12 protein-coding genes are annotated in these 24231 nt (G+C 72.7%); 5 read left to right on the plus strand and 7 right to left on the minus strand.

What is annotated here, in order from left to right:
* Nucleotides 1-5: 5 nt before the first annotated feature.
* From ANAE109_RS09260 to ANAE109_RS09280, 5 genes are all read right to left on the minus strand, one after another.
* Nucleotides 6-1631, minus strand: coding sequence for a hypothetical protein (locus ANAE109_RS09260; RefSeq protein WP_041448232.1), 1626 nt, complete (start codon nucleotides 1629-1631; stop codon nucleotides 6-8).
* A gap of 115 nt (nucleotides 1632-1746) precedes the next feature.
* Nucleotides 1747-2754, minus strand: a complete 1008-nt coding sequence (locus ANAE109_RS23385) for a glycosyltransferase family 2 protein (RefSeq protein ID WP_012096597.1) — start codon at nucleotides 2752-2754, stop codon at nucleotides 1747-1749.
* Complete coding sequence (locus tag ANAE109_RS25280; protein WP_158305881.1) at nucleotides 2751-3689, minus strand: hypothetical protein; 939 nt, start codon at nucleotides 3687-3689, stop codon at nucleotides 2751-2753. Before ANAE109_RS25280 ends, ANAE109_RS23385 begins: the two co-directional genes overlap by 4 nt.
* 44 nt (nucleotides 3690-3733) lie before the next feature.
* A complete protein-coding gene (locus ANAE109_RS09275; RefSeq protein WP_012096599.1) occupies nucleotides 3734-4162 on the minus strand; it encodes a DUF2304 domain-containing protein in 429 nt (142 codons plus the stop codon).
* Nucleotides 4159-4872, minus strand: a complete 714-nt coding sequence (locus ANAE109_RS09280; protein WP_012096600.1) for a glycosyltransferase family 2 protein — start codon at nucleotides 4870-4872, stop codon at nucleotides 4159-4161. Before ANAE109_RS09280 ends, ANAE109_RS09275 begins: the two co-directional genes overlap by 4 nt.
* Nucleotides 4873-5052: 180 nt before the next feature.
* Between ANAE109_RS09280 and ANAE109_RS09285 the strand changes: the two genes are divergently transcribed.
* Together ANAE109_RS09285 and ANAE109_RS23390 are read left to right on the plus strand one after the other, a co-directional pair.
* The gene (locus ANAE109_RS09285; protein ID WP_049768556.1) at nucleotides 5053-5829 is read left to right on the plus strand and encodes a glycosyltransferase family 2 protein; all 777 of its coding nucleotides are present in this window, start codon (nucleotides 5053-5055) and stop codon (nucleotides 5827-5829) included.
* A 487-nt stretch (nucleotides 5830-6316) separates the two neighbouring features.
* Nucleotides 6317-10870 carry a CxxxxCH/CxxCH domain-containing protein gene (locus ANAE109_RS23390; protein WP_083776840.1) on the plus strand — a complete coding sequence of 1518 codons (4554 nt, stop codon included), beginning with the start codon at nucleotides 6317-6319 and terminating at the stop codon, nucleotides 10868-10870.
* 6 nt (nucleotides 10871-10876) lie between these two features.
* Here ANAE109_RS23390 and ANAE109_RS09295 read toward each other — a convergent pair whose 3' ends face one another.
* Nucleotides 10877-11266, minus strand: a complete 390-nt coding sequence (locus tag ANAE109_RS09295) for a hypothetical protein (protein ID WP_012096603.1) — start codon at nucleotides 11264-11266, stop codon at nucleotides 10877-10879.
* Nucleotides 11267-11457: 191 nt separating this feature from the next.
* Here ANAE109_RS09295 and ANAE109_RS09300 point away from each other — a divergent pair, with 191 nt between their 5' ends.
* From ANAE109_RS09300 to ANAE109_RS09310, 3 genes are all read left to right on the plus strand, one after another.
* Nucleotides 11458-14433: a fused MFS/spermidine synthase gene (locus ANAE109_RS09300; RefSeq protein ID WP_012096604.1), complete on the plus strand. Its 2976-nt coding sequence runs from the start codon at nucleotides 11458-11460 to the stop codon at nucleotides 14431-14433.
* Between the two features lie 206 nt (nucleotides 14434-14639).
* Nucleotides 14640-19577 (plus strand): CxxxxCH/CxxCH domain-containing protein, encoded by a 4938-nt coding sequence (locus ANAE109_RS09305; RefSeq protein ID WP_012096605.1) that lies wholly within the window; start codon nucleotides 14640-14642, stop codon nucleotides 19575-19577.
* A 68-nt stretch (nucleotides 19578-19645) separates the two neighbouring features.
* Nucleotides 19646-21616, plus strand: a complete 1971-nt coding sequence (locus ANAE109_RS09310) for a CxxxxCH/CxxCH domain-containing protein (RefSeq protein ID WP_012096606.1) — start codon at nucleotides 19646-19648, stop codon at nucleotides 21614-21616.
* Between the two features lie 30 nt (nucleotides 21617-21646).
* Here ANAE109_RS09310 and ANAE109_RS09315 read toward each other — a convergent pair whose 3' ends face one another.
* Entirely contained in the window at nucleotides 21647-24037 is a 2391-nt protein-coding gene (locus ANAE109_RS09315) for a hypothetical protein (protein ID WP_012096607.1), read from the minus strand.
* Between the last annotated feature and the right edge of the window lie 194 nt (nucleotides 24038-24231).

A 24231-nucleotide genomic window follows, 5' to 3' on the forward strand; every position in this document is an offset into this window, starting at 1 on the left:
CGCGATCACGGATTAGGACGAGAGATGAACATCCCCTCCCAGGCGAGGTTCGGGTCGTAGGTGGGCGTGCAGGGAGGAGGTGCGGTCCAGCATTGCATCCCTTCCACCGGCACGTTGACCTCGAGCCCGCTCGCCGTCACGCGCGGCTCGACGTGGGACTCCGGGTACGCCGGCCAGCGCACGAGCGCGGTCTCGTTCCAGGTCAGGTGACGCAGGGTCCACCCCGCAGCCGCGGTGGTGAACAGGGCACACAGGAGGGCGAGCGCCTTTCGCGCTCGGCGCGCTCGACGGTCCTCCGCTGCGAGCGCGACTGCCAGCGGCAGGACGGTGAGCGGCAGGAGGTACGTCACGCCGAACCGCGGGTTCGGTGCGGTGGCAAGCCAGAAAACGACTCCCGCCGCTGCGACGCCGCCAACGAAGCGGACGCTTCCGCGAGCGACGGCGCTCCTCAGACCCTCGGTCCCGAGGACGACCGCGCTCGCGCCGAGGGTGAGCGCCAGCAACGCGAAAAGCGGCAGCCGTCCGGCCTCGGCGAGGTAAGGAACCACGCGCGCGATCGGAGTCAGGAATCCGGCCTGCTCGAGTGGCGGCGCCCGAGCGAAGTTCACCGCTGCCGCTGTGACGCCTTCGGCGTTCTGACGCGTGACCGTCCAGGGCAGCGAGCTGAGGCACGTCGGGTACGCTGGGTAGGCGACACACCCGGAGGCGATGATCCCGCGTACCGTGTACGGGACAAGGAGCGCCATCGCTCCGCCGACCGCGGCGATGACGTGGGGACGGCGGAGTCCGCGCGCGAGGAGGACGGTGCCTGCCGCCGCGCCGACGACGAGCGGCACCGCTGAGAGCTTCATCGTCGCTGCGAATACGGAGAGCAGGATCGCAGCCACGGTGCGCCACGGGCGGAGACCGTCGTCGCTCTCGATCGCGAGCGCCCATAGCGCCAGCGCGAGAAACGCGACGAGCGTGAGCGGGTCGTCGTAACCGGGAAAGGCGAGGCTCTCGAGCGCGAGGCACGCGGGGATCGCGGTCGCCGCGAGCAGCCCGTCACCGAACGTCTTCGAGCCCTCTCGAGAGAGGCGCGCCAGGCCGGCGAGAGCGGCCCACGCTGCGAACAGTACCGCGAGCCCGTTCAGCACGAATGGGCTCTTCCCCGTGAGCCCTGGTATCTCCAGCATCGCCGCCACGACGAACCAGGACACTCCGTAGCCGAACGGTCCGTACAGTGAAGCGAGCCCTGGAGGCTGGCGGTGGTGCCGGATCCACTCGAGCACCTGAAGGTGGTAGAGGCCCGCGTCGTAACCCTTTCCGCCCGCCGACGAGAACTGCGTGAGGGCCGCGCACGCGACGGCAACCGCCGACACGTACCAGACGATCGGTGCCGCCGCGGACGGCAGGAAGACTCGTCGGCGCGCGATGACGAGCGCCCACCCGGTGGCGAACGCCACGGTGGGCCAGATAGAGCCGATGGGTGTCCAGGGATTCAACGCCATGCCGGCCGCGGCGAGGATGGCGAGGCCGAGGGACCCGCTGACGGCGGGACGAAGATCCGCGTCGATCCGGGAGGTGAAGACGCTCCCGAGCCCGAGCAGCGCGGGCGTCCAGAGTGTCAGCGCGAGCAGCGTCGGCAGCATGTGGAGGGTTACTTCTACGCTGGGTGCGCGAAGGATGCGAGCACCGAGACGACTTCCATCGCAACGAGATACGAGCGGCAAATGCCAGAATCGCCGCGCGGCGACGGGGTGCCCGTCAGTCGGCGGCGCTGCCTTCCAGCCGGAGCCTGCGTTCCTCGAGCCACCTCGTCTTCGATTCGCCGATCGCGCGCTCGCGTCCGAGGGCTATCCGCGTCCACGTCCGCAGTGCGCTCGCGGTCCTGACGGCGTAGTAGGCCAGCTGAACGGGGAGGACCGCGAGCGCCTCGCGCATCGGCTTGCCCTTGTAATGGAGCTCGTTGAACAGGATCGCTGCCACTTGAGCGCTCGCGCACAGCGCTGGGATGGCGAGGAGGAGCGGGTCGACGAGGCCGAGTGGCAGCGAGAGCACCGCGAGCCCTGCGAACATGATGTCGCGTCCCAGGAGCTTGCCGTGCTTGTACCAGTAGAGCGTATGCCCGCGTCCTGCGACGCGCGCCATTCGCATGTAGGAGGCGAAGTGGAGGGCGTGCTGGTGGTGGACGACCGCATCCGGCGCGAGCGCCACCACGTGGCCGGCGGCCCGTAGCCGCGTCGCGAGATCGTCGCCCTCTCCGTAGAAGATGGCCTCGTCGAGGCGGCACCCGAGGCTGCGCCGGTACCCCATGTTCGACTCCATGAGGTTCGGCGTCTTGCGGACGACGAGGCACGAGCCGACGTAGGCGCGCTCCGTGAGGTTCGTGGGCGGCTTGTCGAGGACCATGCCCGACACCGCGGGTGCACCCGAGCTCCGGAACGCCTTCACCATCTCCTCGATCCAGGTGGGCTCGACGATGCAGTCGGAGTCCGTGAAGAGAAGGAACTCTCCTTCCGCCGCGTCCGAGCCGATGTTCCGAGAGCCGGAGGCGCCGCGGTTGCGTTCGTTCTGGATGATCCGGATGCGATGAGCGGGATGAGCCGCCTTGAACCGCGCGAGCACCTGCGCCGAATCGTCAGTCGACGCGTCCTCCACGAGCACGAGCTCGAAATCCTGGAACGTCGAGGCGAGGAGGCTCTCGAGGCACGGCACGATCTGCCGCGCGCGGTTGAAGACGCCGATCACGACGCTGGCGGTCGGCGCCTTCACGTGCGGCGCGCCCCCATGCCGAGTCGCGCGCCGATACGCCTCGCGAGAGGGGGTAGCCCGCGGAGCGCGAAGCCGAGCTTCCCGACGGGAGCGAGGCCAGGGACGCTCAGGTGCAGCGTCTCGAGCCTCCGGAGCGTCCGGCGCAGGCCCCGGGCACGACCGAGCCCTCCGGGCGAGAGCACGTGCGTCGCGTCGCCAATGTCGAAGAACCGTTCCGAACCGCCCATCAGGGAGCGATTCGTGCGCGCCTCGGGTCCCTCCCAGCGGTCGCCGGTCGCCGCCTTCACGTGACCGTATCCGTGATTCTGGTGAACGAGCGTGACGGCGCCGGACGCGTCTACGAGGGCGATCCCGAGCTTTCGTGCTCGGTAGAGGAAGAAGTTGTCCCACCCCGGGCGGCCCACCGCGAACGGTGGCAGCTCAACGAGAGGGCTCTCGCGGGGGAAGACGAACACGTCGATGGCATCGCGGCGGTAGAGCTCGCCCTCCAGGAGGGCACGCGCGCGAAGCCGCTCGGCCCAGTCCGGCGCGCCGAAGTCGATCGGGTCCCGCACGTCGAGGTTCCAGCGCCGCGAGACGAGCAGGAACGGCCGCGTATCGACCCGACCGATGGCCTCGACGAAGTCGGGGACGAGCAGGATGTCCGCGTTCAGGAAGACGAGCAGCTCGCCTGTGGCCTCCGTCGCCACCCGCCGGAACGTCGAGCCGAGAAGTGGCGTCCCGTATTCGTTCCGCTCGACGTCTGGCAGCATCCGAGCCCCGACCGAGTGCGCCGCCTCCCGGGCGCCCGCCTCGTCGCCGCAGACGAAGATCTCCGCGCCGGGTGCGACGCGGCGCCAGCTCTCGAGCGCGTTTCGCTGGATGACGCCGATGTGGCCCGCGAACGGCTTCGGGATCGTGAAGAACGAGATCGACCCGGCGCGGGTGGCATCCACGGAGGGATCGACCGCGGTTCCGGCGCACGGCGAACCAGCCGCGCTCACGCGGTCGTCCTCCGCGGCGCCGGGGCCTGGGCCTCCTCGGAAGCGGTTGCCGCACCTGGCGACTGCCGGGTGGCATGCGACCGCCCCTCGTCCCGCTCCGCCGACAGGATCGCCAGCTCCTGCGTCAGCCGCCGCACCTGCTCGGTCAGCCGCGACAGCACGGTCGAGAAGTGAACGCTGATGAGGAGCAGGAAGACGAGCCCGAAGATGAAGAGCGTCGTCGTCGGGGTGACGGCGCCGCTGAGGCGGGTGAGCCACTCGACCAGGCCGTACCAGATCGAGAGCACCAGCATGCCGAGCGTCGTGATCACCCACAGGAACGAGTACTCCTCGCGGAGCTTTCGCCTGCGGATGAGCTCCAGGATCACGCCGAGCGTCACGACGCTCACGGCCATCGCGAACACGTGCTGGTTGGTCGTCATCATCGCTTCTCGCTCCGTAGGGGAACGAAGAACAGCGCGAGGGACATCCGGAACACGTAATAGAACGGCTTGATGAAGCCGCCGTGCATGCTCTTCCCGGGCGGCGACGGCAGCATGCGGACGGGCACCTCGGTGAGTCGCAGCCCGGAGCGCGCCACCATCGCGAGCACGTCGGCGTCCGGGTAGTCCACCGGATACCGCTCGTGCGAGTAGAAGTGCAGCGCCTCGCGCGAGATGGCCTGGAAGCCGCTCGTGGGGTCGGTGATCCGCTGACCGGACAGCGCGCTCGCGACGGAGCCGAAGAGCCACATCCCGAGCCGCCGGAGCAGGGGAGGGCGGTACGAGTCGCCATCGAGGAAGCGCGAGCCGACCACCACGTCCGCGCGCTCGAGCGCTCGGAGCAGCGGCGGAATCGACGCCGGGTCGTGCTGCCCGTCGGCGTCGAGCTGCAGCACCGCGTCGTACCCGTGCCGCAGCGCGTAGCGATAGCCCGTCTGGAGGGCCGCGCCGTAGCCGAGGTTGACCGGGTGCGTCGCCACCACAGCGCCGCCACGCCGTGCCTCGCCGGCGGTCTCGTCTCGCGAGCCGTCGTCCACCACGAGCACGTCGCCTGCGACTTGTCCGCGAACCGCCTCGACGACGCGCCGGATCTGCCGTGCCTCGTTGAAGGCCGGCATCACCACGAGAATCCGGGCGTTCTCGGAGAGCATCATCGCTTTCGCCGCAAGTGCACGGGACGTACCTGCGGCCTGGCCACGTAACACATCGGGAACGTGCGAGAAACTCTGCGCATGCCCGAGCCGAGCATTCGGCCTCTCGCGAAAAAAATGCGCTCCGGTGATGTTCGCACGTCTGGGAGGGAACGGCGGATAATGCGCCGCTCCGGAGGAGCCTTGAAGGTCAGCGTCGTGACGCCCTCGTTCAACCAGGGCGCCTACATCGAGAGGACGATCGAGAGCGTGCTCGCGCAGCGCGGCGAGTTCGAGCTCGAGTATCTCGTGGTGGACGGCGGCTCGACGGACGAGACCGTCTCCATCCTCCGGCGGTACGAGGGCCGGCTGCGGTTCGTGTCGGAGCCGGACCGGGGACAGTCGGACGCGATCAACAAGGGGTTCCGGGCGACCACGGGGGACATCGTCGCCTGGCTCAACTCGGACGACACGTACGCACCGGGCGCGCTCGACGCCGTCGTGACGACGCTGGCCCGTACCGGCGCGCGCTGGTGCTTCGGCGAGTGCCCGATCATCGACGAGCGCGACGCCGAGGTCCGGAGCGCCATCGCCCGCTACAAGGCCTGGGTCGCGCGCCGCTATAGCCTGCGCCGCCTCGTCGGCCGGAACTTCATCCCCCAGCCGGCGACGTTCTTCCGGCGCGATCTGATCGACGAGGTCGGGCCCATCGACGAGTCGCTCCACTACGCGATGGACTACGACCTGTGGCTGCGGTTCGCGCGCGTGGCGGAGCCGGTGTTCGTGCCGCGGCCGCTCGCGCGGTTCCGGTGGCACGGCGCCTCGAAGACGGGCGCAGGGTACTCGGAGGGTGCGTGGGAGTGCTTCCGCATCGCTCGTGCGCGCGCGCGGGGAGTCGAGCGGTTCGCGCTCGCGGAACACCTCGCGCACCTGGCCGCCCAGCTCGCCGTCTATCGCCTGCTCGACGCCGGTCGACGATGACGTGACGTGCGCTCGTCGTCGGCGGGCGCTGTCGACCGAGTCCGAGCCCTTGGTCGCCTCTTCATCCATGGGGCAGGGTGGGGCATATCGCCCACCTCGGACGCCGGGTGCGGCGTTTGACCCGCTGCGCCCCCGCCCGCGAAACCCGGGTACTCTCTGGAGCGACTGCGAGAGCGTGCTCCGGCGCATCGAGGCGCTTCGGCACGCGAGGTGCTTCGCGCGCGCCCACAAGTGCCTCAGCACGTCTCTCGTTCGAACGCTGCCGCAGGGTCACGTGCCGTGGGGGTGGGGCCGGTCGCGCCCGCCCAGCGGTATTGGATTGAGCACGATCAAAAGTCGCCCGGGTGCGTCAACGTTTCGCCGGGGCGGGCGTGTCTTCCGGTGCAATGCGGCCTACACTGGGGCCCTTCTTTTGAGCCATGAACCGGGGCTTGCGCGCAACCGCCGAGGCGTCGTCGCGCGAATGGCCATCCGCGGGGGAAGAGTGATGAAGCGTCAGGTCTTCGGCATCGCAGTCTCCCTCGCGGCGTTCGCGCTGAGCGCATGCTCGGCGCGCCCCGTCGCCGGCGAGGAGGAGACGGCGGTCGCGGCGACGTGCACGCGCTGCCACGGCGGCGACGAGAACTCCACCGGCGCGCCGCCGCGCGACGTGCACGCGAACACGAGCACGGAGCTCCGCTCGGTCGGCGCGCACACGGCGCACGTGATGGGCACGAGCCGGATCTCGCCGCCGCTCGGCTGCGACGCGTGTCACGTCGCCCCGCCGCCGGAGAACCCCGCGGCGCACATCGACGGGGACCCGGGCTTCGTGCCCGGAGTCCTCGCGCGCGCGGACGGCGCCGCCGCGGCGTTCCACGAGGCCGACGCGTCCTGCACCGTCTACTGCCACGGCGCGACGCTCCGTGGGGGCTCGAGGACGGCGCCGGTCTGGACGACCGTCGACGGGACGCAGGCCACCTGCGGGAGCTGCCACGGGCTGCCTCCCTCCGCGCCGCACCCGCAGCGGTTCGACTGCGAGCGCTGCCATCCCGACTCGCTCACGCCCGCCGGTCCGGGCGCCATCGCGCCCTCGCTCCACCTGAACGGCCAGGTCGAGCTCGCCGGCGGCTGCGCCACCTGCCACGGCAACGCGCAGCGCGTCGCGCCGAACGAGCTCGCCAAGGCGGCTCCGCCCACCGGCCTCAACGGCGAAACGGCCACCACCCAGCGCGCGGTGGGCGCGCACGAGGCGCACGTCCTCGGCGGAGCCGTCGCCGGGCCCATGGGCTGCGACAACTGCCACCTCGTCCCCGCCGCGGCGGACCACGCGGACGGAGTCGTGGACGTCGCGTTCGGCGCCCTCGCCAGCCGCGAGGGCGTGACGCCGGTGCTCGACAAGACGAGCCCGGAGAGCCCGAGCTGCAGCTCCACCTACTGCCACGGCGCCACGCTCGCCGGCGGTACCCTCAACAACCCGGTCTGGACCCAGGTGAACGGAACGGCCAACGCGTGCGGCGCCTGCCACGGCGCACCGCCCCCGTCCCCGCACCCGGCCGGCACCACCTGCTCCGTCTGCCACCCCGGCACCGTGCGGACGGACGGCACGATCAACCTCGTCAACGGCCTCCACGTGAACGGCACCGTAGACGTGAACGACTACCACCCGGCTGGCTGGGTCGTGCCCACCGCCCACGGCTACGCGGCGAACCGCGATCTCGCGAGCTGCAAGAGCTGCCACGGCGCCGACCTCACGGGCGGCATGACCGGCATCTCCTGCGACACGTGTCACCAGGCGGGTTGGCGGACGAGCTGCACGTTCTGCCACGGCGACGGAAACCGGGCCGCCAACAAGGCGATGCCGCCGGTCGGCACGCAGGGCGAGCTCGCGAAGACGGATCGCGCGGTCGGCGCGCACGAGGCCCACCTCGTCGCCGGCAAGGTGCGCGGGCCGATGCAGTGCACCGAGTGCCACACGGTCCCGACCGACATCGGGCACGTGACCGGGAGCGTGGACCTCGTCTGGGGCCCGCTCGCCTCCGCGAACGGCGCCACCGCGCCGTCCTTCACGACGGACCTCACCTGCGCGAGCACCTACTGCCACGGCGGCACGCTCGCCGCGGGCGGCACGATCACCGCGCCCCTCTGGACCAAGGTGGACGGCACGCAGGCCGCCTGCGGCACCTGCCACGGCAACCCGCCGCCTTCGCCGCACCCGCAGATGAGCAGCTGCAAGGGCTGCCACCCCGAGACGATGGCGACGGACACCACGCTCGATCTCGCAGGCGGCAAGCACCTCGACGGCGTGCTCCAGAAGACGAGCTATCACCCCGACGGCTGGTCCAACCCGGCGACGCACGGCCTCGCCGCGAACGCCGATCTCGCGAGCTGCAAGGGCTGCCACGGCTCGGACCTCACCGGCGGCGCGTCGGGCGTCTCCTGCGCGAGCTGCCACGGGGCGAGCTGGCAGTCGAACTGCAGCTTCTGCCACGGCGATCCGGCCCGCGCCGGCACGGCGCTCGTGAAGGCGGCGCCGCCCCAGGGCTCGCAGAACGAGACCGCCACCTCCGACCGCGCGGTCGGGGCCCACGTGAAGCACCTCACCGGTGGGGCGCTCTCCGGCGGCTTCGCCTGCGCCGAGTGCCACGCCGTCCCCGCCAGCCTTACGCACGTCGACGGCAGGCCCGCGCTCGCCTTCGGGACGATCGCCAACTCGGACGGGGTCGCCTCCACGTTCAGCGGGACGACCTGCAACACCTACTGCCACGGCGCCAAGCTCGGCGGCGGCTCGATCCCGGCGCCGGCGTGGACCACGGTGAACGGCACGCAGGCCGCCTGCGGCGCCTGCCACGGCCTGCCGCCCCCGGCGCCGCACTCGCAGAACCCGAACTGTGGCGGCTGCCACGACGGCTACACGCAGTCCTCCGTCAACAAGACGACCCACGTGAACGGCCGCGCGGACGTGAAGGCCATGACGTGCAGCTCCTGCCACGGTGACTCGGCGCGCGCCGGGTCCGAGCTCCTCAAGGCCGCGCCGCCGGTCGGCACCGGGGGCGAGACCGCCACGACCTCGCTCGCGGTCGGCGCCCACCAGGTCCACTTGCAGGGGAACGCGCTCGCCGGCCCGGTGGCGTGCAACGAGTGCCACGCCGTCCCGACCTCGATGGGCCACTCCGACGTGAAGGTGGACCTGGCGTTCGGCACGCTGGCCCGCACCGACGGGGCCGCGCCGACGTGGACGCGCACCACCGCGACCTGCGCGAGCACGTACTGCCACGGCGCGACGCTCGCGGCGGGCGGCTCGAAGACCAACCCGGTCTGGACCGGCGGGGCGTCGCAGGGCGCGTGCGGCACCTGTCACGGCGCCCCGCCGCCCGCACCGCACTCGCAGAATCCGGCCTGCGGCAACTGCCACGACGGCTACACCGCCACGACCGTCAACCTCGCCGATCACATCGACGGCGGGCTCGATCTCAAGGCGATGACGTGCAGCTCCTGCCACGGCGACTCGATCAGGGCGGGCGCGGAGCTCGTGAAGGCCGCGCCGCCCATCGGCGCGGGCGGCGAGACGGCGACGACCTCGCTCGCGGTCGGCGCGCACCAGACGCACGTGATCGGGAGCGTCCTCTCGAACGGCTACGCGTGCAGCGAGTGTCACGTGGTGCCCGCGACGATGACCCATCCGAACGCGACGGTCGACGTCGCCTGGGGCACGATCGCGACGAAGGACGGCGCCACGCCCTCCTGGAACCGCGCCGCCGCGACCTGCTCCAGCACCTACTGCCACGGCGCCTTCGTCGGCGGCGCGCCGCTCAACGCGCCGTCCTGGACGACCGTGGACGGTTCGCAGGCGGTCTGCGGCAGCTGCCACGGTGCCCCGCCGCCCGCGCCGCACTCGCGCAGCACCAACTGTGGGAGCTGCCACCCCTCGTACCCGCCGGGCGGCGTGAACCGCGCCGTCCACGCGAACGGCCAGCTGGACCTCCTGCCGATGACCTGCGCCTCCTGCCACGGCGATCCGAGCCGCGCCGGCAGCGCGTCCTTGAAGGCCTCGCCGCCTTACGGCACCGGCGGCGAGTCGGCGACCACCGCTCGCGCGGTCGGCGCCCACCTGTCGCACGTGATCGGCAAGGGCGTCATGCGGGCGCTCGCGTGCAGCGAGTGCCACGTCGAGCCCACGTCGATGACGCACCCCGACGGCGCGGTGGTGATGACCTGGGGCGCGACGGCGAAGCTCCACGGCGTGATCCCGAGCTGGAACGGCGCGACCTGCACCAACTACTGCCACGGCGCGTCGCTCGCCATCGGCGGCGGCTCGGCCACGGCGCCGACCTGGACGAAGGTGGACGGGACGCAGGGCGCCTGCGGCTCCTGCCACGGCGCGCCGCCGCCGGCGCCGCACCCCGGCAGCCCGCTGTGCGGGAGCTGCCACGACGGCTACACGGCGACGACCACGAACCCGGTGACGCACATCGACGGGACGGTGGACGTGAAGGCGCTCACCTGCACGTCGTGCCACGGCGACTCCGCGCGCGCGGGCACCGACACGCTCAAGTCGGCGCCGCCCATCGGCACGCACGGCGAGACGGCGACGACCCAGCGCGCGGTCGGCGCCCACCAGAAGCACCTCCTCGGCGGCGCGCTCTCGAAGCCGATCGCCTGCGAGGAGTGCCACGCGGTGCCGACCTCCACGAGCCACCCGGACTCGACGGTCCAGCTCGCGTGGGGCGCCAAGGCCTCGGCGAACGGAGTCACGCCCACGTTCAACACCGCCAACGCGACGTGCACCAACTACTGCCACGGGGCGCTGTCGACGACGGGCAGCAACAAGACCCCGTCTTGGACCGGCGGGCCGAGCCAGGCGGCGTGCGGGACCTGTCACTTCAGCCCGTCTGCCCCGGGAGCAGGCACCTTCCACTACATTCATCGGGGACTCTCTTGCGCCGGGGGGAATGGGCAGTGCCACCCCTCCGGTTACAGCCAGACCTCGGTGAACCTCGAGCTGCACGTGGACGGTACGAAGCAGGCCAGCGCCGTCTGCGAAGCGTGCCACTACTACGAGTGATTGAAGTCACTCGCTGTCCGGACTGCCGGCGCCGCTCTCCGGGGCGGCGTCCGGTACGGGCGCGGGGACCGCCTGATCCAGGATCTCGATCCGGACGACCTGCTGAACGCCGTCGACCTCGTCGAGCGACGCACGGACGCGCTGGCCTTCCTGGATGTCGTCGAACGACGCCTTGAAGTCGTCGATCCGGACCTCGGCGTCTGGCGCGATGAGGACGACCTCCTCTCGCGCCCTCCCGTCGAGCACCGTGACGCTCGTGTCGCCGGGGGTCACGCGCTCGACGCGCCCCTCGACCACCGCCCCTCCTTCATGGCCCTCGGCCGCTCCGTGGCTGACGGTGCGACAACCTGACGCGGCAAGCGCGGCGACGAACGCGACGACGGTTCGAATTCTCATGGCGTAACGCTCCTCCCCGGAAGCTGGTGCCCGAGCCGTCGGTTGGCATACCGAAGGTTCGGGACCGCCAGCGGAGGGTCCGCCACCTTTCCCCGCATTGCCTGAACGGGGCGTTGTGGATCATCATGCGGGCCCCCGAGGCCCGCGAAGAGGTCGCTGGGCAGCGTCATCTCACTCGCTCGGAGCTCCGCGTGCGTGCACTGGTCTTCCTGCTCTTCCTCCTCTCCGGCGCGGCAGCGCTCGTGTACCAGGTCGCGTGGGTGCGCTCGCTCGGGCTCGTGTTCGGCGCGTCGCACCTCGCGGTCACGACCGTGCTCGCGGTCTTCATGGGAGGCCAGGCGCTCGGGAGCCGCATCTTCGGCGGGCGCGCGGACCGGACGGACCGGCCGCTCTTCCTCTACGGCCTCCTCGAGCTCGGCATCGCCGCGTCCGCGCTCGCCTCGCTCGGCCTCATCCATGCCTTCCCGTGGCTGTACGGACCGCTGGCCCGCGTCGCCGAGACGAACGCCCCCTGGCTCACGTTCCTGCGCGTGACCTTCGCCGTGCTCGCGCTGGCGATCCCCACCACGCTCATGGGGGGTACGCTCCCCGTGCTCACCCGCTACGTCGTCCGCCGCGGCGAGGGGCTCGGCAACCAGCTCTCGTTCCTCTACGCGTTCAACACGTTCGGCGCGGTGGTCGGCACGGTGCTGGCCGGGTTCGTGCTCCTCAAGGCGCTCGGCGTGACGACCACCTTCGTCTTCGCGGCCGTGGTGAGCGCCGGCGTCGGCGTCGCCTCCGTCCTCCTCGGGCGCAAGGCGGCTCCGGATGCAGGGCCGGTCGCCACCTCCTCGCCCCGCGAGGCCCCAGCGCGTCCGGAAGGGGAGGGCGCCAGCGCGCTCGCGCGGAAGCTCACCGTGCTCGGCATCGGCGTGTCGGGGTTCTGCGCCCTCGGCTACGAGGTCCTGTGGACGCGGATGCTCACGCTCGTGGTGGGGACGTCCGTCTACAGCTTCACGATCATGCTCGCGGCGTTCCTCGCCGGCATCGGGATCGGCAGCCACGCCTTCGCGCTGCTGCGCGCCGCGCGGTGGGCTCGGCCGAGCCGGGGCGGCGTCCTCATCTTCGCCGGCACGCAGGTCGCCATCGGCGCCAGCGCGCTCGGCGTGACGGTCCTGATGCGCCACCTGCCCTGGACGTCGAATCAGCTCCAGGTGCTCCTCGTCGGCGCGGCCGAGGCGGAGTTCAGCGGGCGGCTCCTCGCGTCGGCCCTCATCGCCTTCGTCTTCATGTTCGTCCCCGCCTTCTTCATGGGGATGGCCTTCCCGGCCGCGGGGGCCATCTGGGCGTCCGCCGACGACGAGACGGGCGGGACGGTGGGCCGGCTCCTCAGCTCGAACACGATCGGCGCGATCCTCGGCTCCACCGTGAGCGGATTCGCCCTCGTCTACCTCTTCGGGATCGAGCGCTCCCTCCAGATGCTCGTCGTGCTGAACGTCGCCATGGGGCTCGCCGTCGCCGCGGCCCTGGTGACGGCTCCGCGCAAGGCCTTCACCGCGATCGCGACGGCTGCGGCGGTCCTGCTCGTCGCGCGAGGCGCGCTCCCTGACTGGGGCCGCGCGTGGGACCGCGACTTCTTCGCCGCGTTCCAGAACAACGCCCGCACGCTCGACACGCCGGAGACCATCAAGCGCAAGAACATCGACGTCCTCTACTACCACGAGGGCGTGAACGAGATCGTGAGCGTCATCCGCCCCAAGGGCAGCGTGCAGACCTTCATCGTGAACGGGCGCCCCGAGGCGTCCACGTACTCGGGGGACGTGCAGGTGCAGCGCACCCTCGGGCACCTCCCGATGCTGCTCCACCCGGATCCGAAGCGCGTATTCGTGCTCGGCACCGGCACCGCCATGACCCTGGGCGCCGTGGGGTCCCATCCGGAGGCGGAGCGCATCGTCCTCGGCGAGATCGAGCCGGCCATGCTGGGGGTGGCGCGCACGTTCTCCGCCTGGAACGGCGGCGTGCTCGACGACCCGCGGCTCCACGTCGTGTTCAACGACGGACGGAACTTCCTCTCCACCACGCGCGAGAAGTTCGACGTCATCACCGCCGATCCCATCCACCCCTGGTCGGGCGGCGCCGGGTACATCTACACGCGCGAGTTCTTCGGGAGCGTCTCGGATCGACTCGCGCCGGGCGGCATCGCCTGCCAGTGGCTGCCCATGTACGAGCTGACGGTGAAGGACGTGCAGACCGTGCTGCGCACGTTCGCGGACAGTTTCGAGCACGTGGTCGTCTGGCTCACGTACTACGACGCGGTGCTCATCGGCTCGCAGTCTCCCATCGTGATCGACGAGGCGGCGCTCGCGCGCCGACTCCAGACCCCGAAGATCCACGACGCGCTCGCGCCCATCCACATGGCCAGCGCCGAGGACTTCCTCTCCTTCTTCCTCATGGGGACGGAGGGGGCCCGGGCGTTCGGCGCCGGCGGAGCCCTCAACACGGACGACAACCTCGCGCTGGAGTTCTCTGCGCCGGCCTCCCAGGGCAAGCCGGGTCTGGACGGCGACAACGTGCGCGCGCTGTCGCAGCACCGGGAGAGCCTGTACGGTCTCCTGGCTCCCTCCGGCGACCCGGCGACGGAGACGGCGCGGAAGGCTCGCTGGGACCGGCACGTCGAGACGAGCCGCCTGTTCGATCAAGCCCACGCGGAGTTCCTCCAGGGCCGCCGCCGGGGTCCGCTCGCGACGCGGATCCTCGAGATCCTCTCCGTACGCGAGCCGACGTTCGCGCCGCTCCGCTATGCCCTCGACGAGCGGGCGTTCTGGGACCGCACGGAGCCCGCGCTGGTGCTCGACGTGCCGTTTCAGGTCCGCACCGCGAGCGGAGAGCAGGGCTCCCTGCGCCTGAGCGCGGTCCGCCAGTTCCTCGGCCGGGAGCGCGTGCTGGTCTCCATCGTGGACAACCGGCGGCGCGAGATCTACGGGCAGCGCTACCTCGACGGTCCCTACGAGGAGCTGGACGCGCAGGTGTCGAGCTACATCTCCGAGACCGTGGGCGCGCTCCGCGCCGCCGCCGCACGCGTGCAGCCCGGCGCCGCCGGAGCGCCGAGCGAGGCCGAGCTCGTGGACGCCCTCAAGCAGGAGGCGTCCAGCCGCGTCGGGCACCTGCCCGAGGTCGCCGCGCGCTGACTCAGCGCCGGCGGCCCCATCCCGGAAACGCGCGGGCACCTCCGTGAGGCGGTGCCTCGATGCCCGCCGCGACAATTGGTCGCTTCGCCTTTAAACGGTTCGTGACGCCGATCAGGTCGGAATGTAGTTCACCCTGATACCTAGCCTCCACTCGCCTGCACTCGCAGCGAAGTCGCGCCCGGTCCGCCGTGCGCGGTGGAGGAACCGTGAGGAACACCGTCCGCGCCGCGGCGTGCGCCGCGCTCCTGCTCGCCGCGTGTGGCCCCGACGCTCCGCCTCCGGCGACCGCGACGCCGAAGCCCTCGGTCCCGCGCGCGACCTCGTCCGCGCTCGTCGCCGGTCCGGGCGCCACCGCCCACGACCTCTACGCCACGAAGGGCATCGGCTGCGACGCTTGCCATCCGTGCGGCAAGCGGCTCCCGGGCGGTCACGCCCAGCCGTGGATGGACTCCGCGAGCGCGAGCTTCCACGCGTACTCCGCCAACTCGGGCCTCGCGGCGTGCACCGCCTGCCACGGCCCGGCGCTCGACGGCGTGGGCGGCTCGGTGTCGATCTCCTGCGCCCAGTGCCACGGCGCGAGCTGGCGCACCGAGTGCTCGCTCTGCCACGGCGGGCCCGACGGCGCCGCGCCGCCGCGCACGACCTGGGGTCACGCCGGCGACGCGCTCCGCGTGGGGGCGCACGCCGCGCACCTGAGCGCGACGCACGGGGTCTCGAAGCCGGTTTCCTGCGGGGCGTGCCACGTCGTCCCGGCGGACGCCCTGGCTCCCGGCCACGCGGACGGCGTCGCGGGCGTGGCGTTCTCCGGCCTGGCCGTCCCGCCGGTCGGCACGCCGGCCTGGGATCGCGCCCAGGCGACCTGCGCCTCGACCTACTGCCACGGAGGCCGGGCCGGTGGCTCGGTCCCGGTCCCGCTCTGGACGCGCACCGACGGCAGCGATCGCGCGTGCGGCGCCTGCCACGGCGCGCCGCCGCCGGTGCCGCACCCGGCCAACGCCGACTGCGGCGCATGCCACCCGGGCTACGCCGCCGGCGCGGTCAACGTCGAGACGCACGTGAACGGGCTCGTCGAGCTGGGCGGCGCCGGGCTCACCTGCTCGTCGTGCCACGGCGGCGCGCAGAACGCCGCCCCGCCGTACGGGACGCGCGGCGAGCTCGAGACCACCACCCTCGCCGTGGGCGCGCACCAGCAGCACCTCGGTGGCGGGTCGATGTCCGCTCCGGTCTCGTGCGAGACCTGCCACGCGGTGCCGGCCGACCTGCGCCACGCCGACGGCGTGGTCGAGGTCGCGGCGGCCGTGGGGTGGAGCCGCGAGACAGCCACGTGCACGACGGCCTGTCACGGCGCGTTCTCGCCGGTCTGGACGCAGGTGGACGGAACCCAGGCGGCCTGCGGGACCTGTCACCTCGCGCCGCCCCCCGCGCCGCACTCCCAGAACCCCGCCTGCGCGAACTGCCACGAGGGCTACACGCAGACCTCCGTCAACGTCGCGCTCCACCTGGACGGCGACGTGGACGTGAAGGCGCTCGCCTGCAACTCCTGCCACGGCTCCGAGGTGAACGCCGCGCCGCCGCTCGGAACGGGCGGGGAGACCGATGCCACCGCGCGCGCGGTCGGCGCGCACCAGGCGCACCTCGCCGGCGGCGCGCTCCGCGGCCCGATGGAGTGCGCCGAGTGCCACGTCGTGCCGGCCTCGATGGATCACGCCGATGGCGCGGTCCAGCTCACCTTCGGTCCGCTCTCCAGCACCGGTGGCGCGACGCCGGCCTGGGACCCTCAGACCCTCACCTGCGCCTCGACGTACTGCCACGGCGCGGTCCTGCGGGGCGGCGGGACGAACCAGGCGCCGGTCTGGACCGGCGGGGCTTCGCAGGCGGCCTGCGGCACGTGCCACCTCGCGCCGCCGCCGCCGCCGCACCCGCGCACGCAGATCTGCGACAACTGCCACCCCGGCTACACGCTCACGAGCGTCGACGCCGCGACCCACATCAACGGCGTCGTGGAGGCGACGAACCTCACCTGCTCGTCGTGCCACGGCGACAACTCGCGCGTCCTCGTCATGCAGGCGGACCCGCTCGCCATCGCCGCGCCACCCTACGGCTCCCGCGGTGAGACGGACTCCGCCTCGCGCTCCGTCGGCCAGCATCAGGCGCACGTGAACCGCGGCAATGGGATCGCGATCCCGAACAAGTGCCGCTACTGCCACGCCGTCCCGACGACGTTCGATCACGCGGACGGCACCTCCCAGGTGACGTTCGGCAGCCTCGCCACGATGGACGACGCCACGCCCACGTTCGATGGCCAGACCTGCTCGAACACCTACTGCCACGGCTCGACGCTCGGCCGCGGCGGCACGGACCACAGCCCGACCTGGACGAACCCCTCGCCGGTCGGCTGCACGACCTGCCACGGCGCGCCGCCGCCGGCGCCGCACCCGCAGGACTCGGACTGCATCCGCTGCCACCCTGGCTACACCGAGACGAGCGTCCGCAAGGCGACGCACGTGAACGGCGTCTCCGACTTCCCGAGCGGCTGCAACAGCTGCCACGACACGCCGCCGATGACCGGCGAGCACCTCGAGCACCTCCACGAGCGCGTCGCGTGCGACCGCTGCCACGCCGGCTACACGGCCACGACCGAGAACCCCGCGCTCCACCGGAACGCCCGCCAGGACGTGACGCTGTCCGGCTGGGACCCCGTCCGCCGCACCTGCAGCAACCTCTCGTGCCACGGCGGCGAGTACTGGGGCCGCACCGGCCAGGCGGCCCGCCAGAGCTGCAACCAGTGCCACGGCGTGCCGCCCGCGTCCGGCGAGCACTTCGAGCACAGCGAGTACGCGTGCAGCCGCTGTCACGGGACCGGCTACTCGACGACGACCACGAACGCGATGACGCACATGAACAGCGTCGCGGACGTGCCGTTCGCCTTCTACAACCGGACGACGCGCACGTGCTCGAGCACGGGCTGCCACGGCGCCGAGTACTGGGGCACGCCGAAGCCGGTCACCCCGAACTGCGCCAACTGCCACGGCTTCCCGCCCGGCCTGCCCCACCCGCAGGACTCGGCGTGCCAGAGCTGCCACCCGAGCATGCAGTCCAGCGGCGTGCTCACCGAGGCGCACAACGACGGCACGCTCGACATCGCCGGAGAGGGCTGCCAGAGCTGCCACGGCGCTCCGCCGACCTCCACGCGGAGCGGCGGCGTCCATACCACCGACACCAACTGCTACGGCTGCCACTCGACCACGGTCGACGCGTCGAACCAGGTGGTGCCCAACGGGACGCACAACGATGGGTACGTCCAGGTCGGCGGCGGCGGCGTCGGCACCTACGGATGCCAGAGCTGCCACGGTGACCAGGCGCGCCAGGCTCCCGCCGGCGCGGACGCGCACGTGAAGTCCGCGCCGCCGCTCGGCACGCGCGGCGAGGCCGAGGCCACCACCCGCGCGGTCGGCGCGCACCTCGCGCACGTGAGCCCGGCAGCCGGCACGCTCGCCGGCCCCGCGCAGTGCGGCGAGTGCCACGCGGTGCCGACCTCGATGAGCCACGCCATGGGCTCGGTCGTCATGCAGTTCGGCGGCCGCGCCACGCTCCAGGGCGCCGCGCCCGTGTTCGACCCGGTCGCGGTCTCCTGCTCGTCCACCTACTGCCACGGCGCCACGCTCGGCGCGGGTGGCTCGAACCACGCTCCGGCCTGGACCGGCGGCGCGGCCGAGGCCGCCTGCGGGACCTGCCACGGCGCGCCCCCGCCGGCGCCGCACACCCAGAGCACGAGCTGCGGCGGGTGCCACGAGGGCTACACCGCGACGAACGTGAACCTCGCCACGCACGTCAACGGCGCGGTCGAGCTCAGCGCCATGGCCTGCAACTCGTGCCACGGGAGCGGCATCAACGCCGCCCCTCCTTCCGGGACGCAGGGCGAGACGCTGACCACCTCGCTGGCCGTCGGCGCGCACCAGCAGCACCTCCAGGGCGGCGCCTACTCGAACCCGATCGCCTGCTCGGAGTGCCACGTGCCGCCCACCTCGCTGGATCACGCGGACGGCACGGCGCAGCTCGCGTTCGGCGCCCTCGCCACGACGGGCGGGGCGGTTCCGGCGTGGGACCCCATCACCGGGACCTGCTCCTCGAGCTACTGCCACGGTCAGTTCGTGGGGGGCGACCTGCTCAACGCGCCGTCGTGGACCACCGTGAACGGAACGCAGGCCGCCTGCGGCACCTGCCACGGCGCGCCGCCGCAGGCGCCGCACACCGCGAGCACGGCCTGCGGGAGCTGCCACACCGGCTACACGCAGACGAGCGTCAACCTGGCGACGCACGTGAACGGGATCGTCGAGGCCGTCGCCTCGCCGCACGCGGCCGGCTGGGCCGAGCCGGCGCAGCACGGCAAGCAGGTGAACCTCACCGGCCTCACGGGCTGCAAGAGCTGCCACGGCGATCTCGGCGCCACGAGCTCGTGCGGGACCTGCCACGCGAGCGCCGGCTTCGCGACCTGGGACACGAGCTGCACCTTCTGCCACGGCAGCACGGCCACCGGACGCCAGAACCCGCCGGTGGACATCCAGGGCCGGACCGTCGCGACGAACGTGAGCGTCGGCGTCCACGAGGCCCACGCGACGACGACGATCGCGACCGCCGTCGCCTGCACGCAGTGTCATCCCGCGCGCACGGCGAGCGTCACGACGGACACGGCACACATCGACGGAAACGGCGTCGCAGAGGTCGTCTTCGGCGCGCTCGCGAAGACCGGCGGCGCGAACGCGACCTACACGCGGTCGAGCGCGACGAGCGCCACCTGCGCCTCGACGTACTGCCACGGTCGATTCAGCGGCGGGGTGAACTCCGGCTCCGGCGCGACCGTGGGCTGGACCAGCACGACGCAGGTCGGCTGCACGTCCTGCCACGGCAATCCGCCCTCGAGCGGCAGGCACTCGAAGCACTCGGGGTCGAGCTTCCGCTGCACCAACTGCCACAACGCCGTGGTGAACTCGTCGAACGGGTTCGTGGACAGGACGCTCCACGTGAATGGCGCGGACAACGTGAAGTTCGGCGGCACGTACAACAGCCGCACCGTGACCGGCACCTGGAATCCGACGAGCCGGTCGTGCTCCGGCCTGAGCTGCCACGGGAGCGAGTCGTGGTGACGCGCACGGCGAGGGTGGACGCGATGACGAGCCGGGTCGAGTGTGAGCGCCGCGACGGGGAGATCGCCATGAGCACCAGGCGAGCTGTCGGTGAGGTGGGGTCGAAGAAGGCCGGAGCGCGGGCGATCCCGGCGCTGGCGGTCCTGGCTGCGCTGTCCGCGTGCGGGCAGGGCGGGGCTCCGGCGGTCCCCGCGGATCCTTCCCGGCCGCTCACGGCGCACAGGGCGGCGGTGATCTCGGGCGCCGATTGCCCCGGGACGGACGTCCACCAGAAGCACCTCAACGCGTTCGCGTGCAGTACGTGCCATCCGACCGGAGCGACGTTCGGGTTCGACGTGCCGTACACGTTCGTGGGCGGCACGACCACGGCGGGCGGGAGCATCACGCCGCGGACCGCGACGACACCGACGACGTGCACGGTCGCCTGCCACTTCCCGAAGGGCGCGCTGGCGAAGAGCGTCGCCTGGAACACGCCGGGCCCGCTCGAGTGTACGGAGTGCCACGCCGCCCCGGCGCTGCCGCCGACGCACCCGGCGGTGAGCGCGAACGCGACGCGCGCCGACTGCCAGACGTGCCACGTCCTCGGCAACCACATGGACGGAGCCGTGGCGCTCGTCGGCCACGAGCCGGCCTGGAAGGATCCGGCGAACCCGCGGTTCCACGCCTCCTCCGCCAACGCGGGGATCGACTCCTGCCGGAGCTGCCACGGCGCCGACCTCTCCGGCGGCGCCGCGAGCTCGGCGTGCGCGACCTGCCACGACGTGGGGCTCCCGGCCGGCGTCGCGAGCTGGAAGGTGAACTGCGTGATGTGCCACGGCGGCACGGAGCTCGCGAACGGCGCGCCGCCGGAGCCGACCTGGGGCAACGCCGCCGACGCGGTCCGGACCGGCGCGCACACGGCGCACCTCACGGCGACCGATCGCGCTCCAGCGGCGCCCTGCGCGGCCTGTCACACCGTCCCGACGGACGTCTTCACGCCAGGTCACCTGGACGGCGGGACCGCCGAGGTGGTGTTCGCGCGGTCGATCCCCGGCGCTCCCGCGCCGGCCTGGGACCGGACGACGGCGAGCTGCGCGAACACCTACTGCCACGCAGGCGCGGCCGGCGGCTCGCGCCCGGCGCCGGTCTGGACGAACGTCGGGCAGGGCGAGGCGGCCTGCGGGAGCTGTCACGCGGTGCCGCCCGCCGCGCCGCACCCCACGGTCGCGGCCGGCCTCACAGGCTGTACCGAGTGTCACCCTGAGTCGATGGATGCCGCCGGAGTCCTCATCCCGCCGTCGCAGGGCGGCATGCACCTCGACGGCTCGCTCCAGGCGAGCGGACACCCCGACGCGTTCAAGGACCCGGCCAGCCCCGAGTTCCACGCGTTCGAGGCCAACCGCGGCCTGAGCCCGTGCCAGGGCTGCCACGGTCCGGCGCTCGATGGCGTGGGCGGATCCACGCGGGTCTCGTGCGCCAGCTGCCACGGCACCGACTGGACCACGCGGTGCACGATGTGCCACGGCGGCGTGGCGAACGCGACCGGCGCACCTCCCGACGCGACGTGGGGCAACGCAGGCGATCCGCTCCGCGCCGGCGCGCACGAGAAGCACGTCATGGGCGGCGCCCTCTCGCGCCCGATGGCGTGCGAGAGCTGCCACACGGTTCCCGTGGACGCCTTCGCTCCCGAGCACCTGGACGGCGGCTTCGCCGAGGTGCGCTTCGGAGGAGTCGCCGCCGCAGGCGGCGCGACCCCGGGCTGGAGCCGCGCCGACGGGACGTGCTCGAGCGTCTACTGTCACGGGGCGACGACCGCGACCGGGACGAACAAGACGCCGTCCTGGACCGGCGGTCCCTCGCAGGCAGCCTGCGGGACCTGCCACTTCAACTCGGCGGTGACCGCGACGGGCTTCCATTACACGCACCGCCGGGTCGCCTGCGGCGGCGGAAACGGCCAGTGCCACCCCGGCTACACCGGCGCGAGCGTGGTGCTCGAGACTCACGTGGACGGCGTGCTGCAGGCGAGCGCCGTCTGCGAGGCTTGCCACTACTATGAGTGACGCATGACTGCGACGCCTGACGGAGAGGCGTCACTGCCCGATGGCTCTGCGCCGTCGCTCCAGGAGGAGGAGCACGGCCAGGGCGGCCACGCCCGCCGCCGACGCGGCGAGCCCCCAGGTCAGCTCCGGCGGTGCGTAGCGCATCTCCAGCACGTGGCGGCCGGCCGGGAAGGGCACGGCCCGCACGAGCACGTCGGCCCGCTGGACCTCGACTGGCACGCCGTCGAGAGTCGACTGCCAGCCCGGCCAGAATGCGTCGTTTACGACGAGCAGCGCGGGCCCGTCCGCCTCGGCCTCTATCCGGACCAGGCCGCCGCGCCGCTCCCAGGCGAGAACCCGGCCCGAGGACATCCCCGGCGGTGAGGGTCCTTCCAGCACGACCTCGGGGCGACCGAGGGAGAGCTGCGTCGCGAGCGCGACGTAAGCCTCCTGGGCATCGCGCGCAGCGAACACCCCCTGGGCGAACGACGCCCACGGGCGATGCGGGACCTCCCAGACGCCGAACCCGTAGTCGGCCTCCTGCAGCACCTTCACGCCGCCCTCGACCGACGCGGCGACGCTCGGGAGCTGGTCCGGGAGGAGCGCGCGCGGCGCCGACACGTGGGTCAGCCCGAGACGGCGCCAGGCCTCCCAGTGGCGCACGCCGAGATCGCGTTCGACCGCCTCCGAGAAACGGTCGAAGTGCACGGAGGCGAACCCGCTGTAGCAGTCGAGCTGATCGATGGCGGTCGCGGAGGTATAGGGCGCGGCGCCCAGCCGCGACTGGAAGGCGGCGAGCCGGTCGGCGGGGTCGAGGTCGGGGCGGGGGAGGGCGGGCGTCGAGACCACGGGCGTCGTGATCCGCACCGGTCCCTCCTCGGTCCGCAGCGCCGCGAGCGGCTGGCGCTCGATCGCACCCTGGGCTCCGGCGTGCAGGGCGAAGCTGGCCGCGGCCCCGGACTGGAGCGCGACCGCCGCGGCCGCCGCGGGCGCCGCCCAGCGAGGCGCGTTCCGGCTGGTGATGACGACCGCAGCCAGCAGCGCCGCCGCGAGCGCGAGATGGCCGAGCCCGACCAGCAGCCGCTGCCGCAGCGCCTGCGCCGCCTCCGCCGACACGACCGCCTCCGGCCATGTCGCCATCGCCCCGGCCGCGAGCATGAAGACCCCGAGCGCAATCCCGATCGGGAGGAAACCGCGGATGAACGAATCCGGCTCGCCCTGCTCCCGGATCCGCTCACCCTGAGCCTGTCGAAGGGTGAGCGGACCCGGCTGCGCCACCCGGTCCGTCCCCAGCGCCGCGAGCACCGCCAGGCACAGCGAGAGTGGCCCCACCAGCTTCTCGGAGTAGCGGAACGCGCCCCAGACCGGGACTCCGCCGAGGAGCTGATCCGCCCCGGCGTTGACCCCGAGCGCCAGCCACAGGGCAACCCCCGCTGCGCCAGCCAGGACGAGCCCGGTCCTCGAGCGCCGCACCGCGAGGGCGGCCAGGACGATCGTGAGCGCCCCCACGAAGACGCTCGGCACGAAGGACGTCGTGTGCCGCCCGACGTCGCCGCCGAGCTCGCGGAACACCGGCGCGACGCCGCTCCCCGGAACGCCGTTGAAGAATCCCGGCAGCACCAGCTCCGCGATCCGCCAGAACGAGAGGTCCCAGAGCGCGCGCTCCCAGCCGGCCACCGACGCCGTCCGCGAGGTCTCCGGCAGGAACGCGAGCGCCGGGAGGAGCTGCACGCCCGCGAGGAGCCCTCCCGTCGCGCCCACGAGCACCGCGCGCAGCCCGCCGCTCCAACCGCCGGCCTCGAGCGCCAGGACGCCGCCGATCAGCAGCCCCACGATGAGCCACTGGGGATCGCCGGCGAAGACGAGCGCCGCGACCGCCAGGCCGCCGAGGAGCACGCCCCCTCGGCGGGCCGCGCCGGTGAGCCGCAGGCCAGCCACCGCCCACGGCGCGGTCGAGGCGCCGGCAAGGTACGTCAGGACGCAGCTCATCCCCAGCACGTAGCCGGAGAGCCCGTAGGCGAGCCCCGCCACCGCGGCGGCCCACGGCGTCGCGCCGAGGACGCGCGCGAGGAGCCAGGCGCCGGCGGCGGCGAGCGCCAGGTGCAGCACGATCTGCAGGTCCATCGGCGCGCCAGGCGCGACGAACGCCGCGACGAGGGACACCGGGTGCAGCACCCCGTGCATGAGCTGGGCGAGGAGCGGCAGCCCCAGCGCCTCGTGCGGTTGCCACAGCGGCAGCGAGAAGGCGCGGAGCTCCGCCTCGACCGCCGGCCGGAGCGACCCGAGGAGCCGCGCCGTGTCGCGCCAGGAGAGGGTGTACCCCGCGACGAGCACCAGGAGCGGCGGCAGCGTCGTGCCGGCGACGGCGACGGCGACGGCGACTGCGGCAGGCAGCGCGGCGCGCCCGCGCGCGCGAAGGGAGCCTGGGGCGGTCTCGGTCATTGGGTCGTGGACTCTATCGCGACTCCCTCGGGGCGCTGCCGCCACGCTCCGCGAGCCCGCGCACGGGGGCCCGGGGGAAACAGCGGCTCGTCTCGCGCGTCAGATCGCCGCTCCCCGTCCTGTGACCTGGCGAGAACCCGGCGGCGTGTACACGAATCGTCAAGGCATTTTTCTGCTTGCTTGGGTCTGTTGAT

It is taken from the genome of Anaeromyxobacter sp. Fw109-5, assembly GCF_000017505.1.
Lineage (GTDB): Bacteria > Myxococcota > Myxococcia > Myxococcales > Anaeromyxobacteraceae > Anaeromyxobacter.

What these genes read in the sequence shown, in the direction of transcription:
- ANAE109_RS09315 (WP_012096607.1), bottom strand. Translation starts at nt 24,037, where the DNA reads ATGACCGAGACCGCCCCAGGCTCCCTTCGCGCGCGCGGGCGCGCCGCG.
- ANAE109_RS09295 (WP_012096603.1), bottom strand. Translation starts at nt 11,266, where the DNA reads ATGAGAATTCGAACCGTCGTCGCGTTCGTCGCCGCGCTTGCCGCGTCA.
- ANAE109_RS09310 (WP_012096606.1), top strand. Translation starts at nt 19,646, where the DNA reads ATGAGCACCAGGCGAGCTGTCGGTGAGGTGGGGTCGAAGAAGGCCGGA.
- ANAE109_RS23390 (WP_083776840.1), top strand. Translation starts at nt 6,317, where the DNA reads ATGAAGCGTCAGGTCTTCGGCATCGCAGTCTCCCTCGCGGCGTTCGCG.
- ANAE109_RS09260 (WP_041448232.1), bottom strand. Translation starts at nt 1,631, where the DNA reads ATGCTGCCGACGCTGCTCGCGCTGACACTCTGGACGCCCGCGCTGCTC.
- ANAE109_RS09275 (WP_012096599.1), bottom strand. Translation starts at nt 4,162, where the DNA reads ATGATGACGACCAACCAGCACGTGTTCGCGATGGCCGTGAGCGTCGTG.
- ANAE109_RS09280 (WP_012096600.1), bottom strand. Translation starts at nt 4,872, where the DNA reads ATGATGCTCTCCGAGAACGCCCGGATTCTCGTGGTGATGCCGGCCTTC.